This is a genomic window from Dietzia sp. E1 (assembly GCF_014145015.1).
GTDB lineage: Bacteria > Actinomycetota > Actinomycetes > Mycobacteriales > Mycobacteriaceae > Dietzia > Dietzia cinnamea_A.
Genome location: NZ_JAALDU010000233.1, coordinates 1 through 3,280 on the forward strand (window position 1 = coordinate 1; position 3,280 = coordinate 3,280).

The window sequence follows — 3,280 nt, forward strand, 5'->3', positions numbered from 1 at the left end:
TCGAGGTCGGTGCGGTCGGCGGCCGTCCACCGGGGATCCGGGACGAGGGCGTCGCCGGAGCCGGACAGGAAGAACAGGTCGCGCTGGGCGTAGGTGGAGAAGAACTCGGCCTTCTCGATCACCACGCCCGGCGGCAGTTCGTCGATCCGCCACTGTCCGTCGGTGCGGGTGAGCCCGATGGTGACCTCCAGCTGGCCGACGTCCTCGCGGAAGATGCCGCCGGGGTCGAGGGAGCCGACCTTCTCCGCGCGCAGCGTGTACTCGGCGCGGTCGGCCGAACGACCGCCCTCGGCGCTGAGGTCGGCGCGCAGCACGATGATGGTCTCGGCCAGGTCGTCCCAGGTCTCCGCGGCCTCCGGGGTGAGGAACTGGCGCGCGGCCGCGTGCCGCTGGTCGGCGATGGCCGCCGCCTTGAGAAAGTCCCGGACCAGGAGGTCCGGTTCCTGGTCCGGCACCGGTGTGGGGACCGCCGGCTCGTCGCCCTCCGGCGCGAACGTGTCTATGACCTGGGGCGACGACGACGAGGGCAGCGTGGCGCAACCGGTGGCGACCAGCCCGGTGGCGCAGGCCAGCGTCACGGCGACCGTCAGGAGCCGGGGCCGGGTCACGGTGTGTCCTCCCCCGTTCCGGGGACCCGCTCGAGTGGGGTCGGCGAGCCGGTGGTCACGAGGCGCGCCTCGTCCTCGGGGGTGAGGGGCAGCGGGCTCGAGGTGAGCGTGCCGCCGCGGCGGCGCGGGATGGTGAGCCGGAAGCACGATCCCTCACCCGGGCTCCCCCAGCAGTCCAGGCGGCCGCCGTGCAGTTTGGCGTCCTCGAGGGCGATCGCCAGTCCGAGGCCGGTGCCGCCGGAGCGGCGCACCCGGGAGGGGTCGGCGCGCCAGAACCGGTTGAACACGCGTGTCTCCTCGCCGGGTTTGAGCCCGACGCCGTGGTCGCGGACCGAGACGGCGAGGGCGGCGTCGGAGCCGCGGAGGGTGACGCGCACGGGCTTGGACTCGCAGTGGTCCAGCGCGTTGGCCACGAGGTTGCGCAGGATCCGCTCGACGCGCCTGGAGTCGACCTCGGCCATGACCGGTTCGTCGGGCATGTCGACCTCGACCTCGACGCCGGCGGCCTCGGCGATGTGGGCGACGGTGCCCACGGCGTCGCGGACGGCGTTGCGCACGTCCAGCTCGGCCGTCGACAGCTCGGCCATGCCGGCGTCGTGGCGCGAGACCTCGAGCAGGTCGGTGAGCAGGCTCTCGAAGCGGTCGAGTTCGGACTCGAGCAGTTCCACGGCGCGCTTGGTGGGGGCGTCGAGGTCCTCGGCCGAGTCCGAGATGATGTCGGCGGCCATCCGCACCGTGGTGAGCGGGGTGCGCAGTTCGTGCGAGACGTCGGAGGTGAACCGCTTCTGGAGATCGCCGAACTCCTCGAGCTGGGTGATCTGGTCGGACAGGCTCTGGGCCATGTCGTTGAAGGCCATCGCCAGCCGGGCCACGTCGTCCTCGCCGCGGATGACCATGCGTTCCTTGAGGTGGCCGTTGGCGAAGCGTTGGGCGATCGAGGCCGCCTGCCGGACGGGCAGCACCACCTGCCGGGCGACGATCCACGCGATCGCCGCGGACAGCACGATGATCGCCAGGCCGGCGGTGGCGACGATCCCCCGCATGATGCCGAGGGTCTGTTCCTCGGCGATGAGCGGGTACACGAGGTAGAGCTCGAGCCCGGGGATGGACGAGTCGGTCGGGGTGCCCAGCATGAGCGCCTTGGCCTGCTCGCCGCGGAAGTCGACGGTGACGTACTGGTAGGCGATGCGCCCCCGCTGGACGAGGGACTGCAGTTCGGGCGGCACCTCCGCCTCGGCGGGACTGACCACCTGACCGCGGCCCGTCTGGTCGGGGACGACGAGGATGGGGTCGAACGTCCCGGCGTGGACGGAGTCTCCACCGGACGCGACGCCGCGGTCGCTGATGGCGCTGCGCGCCTGGTCGAGCCGCGACTGTTCGCTGGTGCCCTCGTCGGTCGCGGCGATCTGCGCCTCGACCGTGAGGCGGAGTCGGCCGGCCTGCTCCATGGCGGCGTCGAGTTTGGTCGACAGCAGCTGGGCGGCCATCTGGCTCTGCAGCATGAACGCGATAGTGAGGATCACGCCCATCGACAGTGCGAGGGTCGACGTGACGACCCGCAGCTGCAGGGAGCGTCGCCACATGCGCGCGATCCGCATGCCCAACGCGGCGGGGTCCAGAGAGGACAGCCGTTCGCGCAGGGTCGGGTTCGCGTCGCCGGCGTCCCGGGTGTCGCGCTCGTCCCCGGTGGACGCCGCCGCGTCGTCGGGACGAGCGGTCGTCACGAGACCGGGCCCGCCTTGTAGCCGACGCCACGGACGGTGAGGACGACCTCGGGGTTCTCCGGGTCCTTCTCGATCTTCGCGCGCAGGCGCTGGACGTGGACGTTGACCAGGCGGGTGTCGGCCGAGTGGCGGTAGCCCCAGACGTGCTCGAGGAGGACCTCACGGGTGAACACCTGACGGGGCTTGCGGGCCAGCTCCACGAGGAGATCGAACTCGAGCGGGGTCAGCGGGATCGGCGTGCCGTCGCGGGTGACCGTGTGCGCGGGCACGTCGATGGTGACGTCGCCGATGTGCAGGATCTCGCTCGGCTCGTCCTCGCCCCGGCGCAGGCGCGCGCGGATGCGGGCGACGAGCTCCTTGGGCTTGAACGGCTTCATGATGTAGTCGTCCGCACCGGACTCGAGGCCCAGGACCACGTCGACGGTGTCGGTCTTGGCGGTGAGCATGACGATCGGCACCCGCGACTCGGCGCGGATCTCCCGACATACGTCGATCCCGCTCTTGCCGGGCAGCATGAGATCCAGCAGGACCAGGTCTGGCTGGACGGCCCGGAAGGTCTCGATGGCCTGTACACCGTCGCCGACGATCTCGGTCTCGAACCCCTCGCCCCGCAGGACGATGGTGAGCATCTCTGCCAGCGCGGCGTCGTCGTCGACGACGAGGATCTTGGGGGTCATGGTCACCACTTGTGTCGGCGTGTCGGGTCGGCATCGTCAGTCGCACGACCGCCGGTACGCACCGGGGGTCGTGTTCCTGCCGCTTCAGACATTACCCGGCCACCCCACGCGATCGCGGGTGCGGCGCGGGGCCCGGGGTGGGGTCGACGACGAGGTCGGCCAACTCCGGCACCGCGGGGTCGGTCCCGAGCACGCGCCAGGGCGAGCTCCACGCGGCCGCGGCGAGTCGGCGGTAGACCTCCCCGGTCGCCGCCTGGAGGTCCGCGTCGCG

At 71.7% G+C, this 3,280-nt stretch carries 2 protein-coding genes and 2 pseudogenes; all 4 read right to left on the minus strand.

All coding sequences use genetic code 11. The features are described from left to right. A pseudogene (locus tag G6030_RS08730) lies at positions 1 to 608 on the minus strand (hypothetical protein); the annotation flags it as partial. Next, positions 605 to 2,332, minus strand: a complete 1,728-nt coding sequence (gene mtrB / locus G6030_RS08735) for an MtrAB system histidine kinase MtrB (RefSeq protein ID WP_007630484.1) — start codon at positions 2,330 to 2,332, stop codon at positions 605 to 607. The gene mtrB and the pseudogene G6030_RS08730, both read right to left, overlap by 4 nt. Continuing rightward, complete coding sequence (gene mtrA, locus G6030_RS08740) at positions 2,329 to 3,018, minus strand: MtrAB system response regulator MtrA (protein ID WP_182642865.1); 690 nt, start codon at positions 3,016 to 3,018, stop codon at positions 2,329 to 2,331. Before mtrA ends, mtrB begins: the two co-directional genes overlap by 4 nt. Positions 3,019 to 3,100: 82 nt before the next feature. Further along, positions 3,101 to 3,280, minus strand: a pseudogene (locus tag G6030_RS08745) (dTMP kinase); the annotation flags it as partial.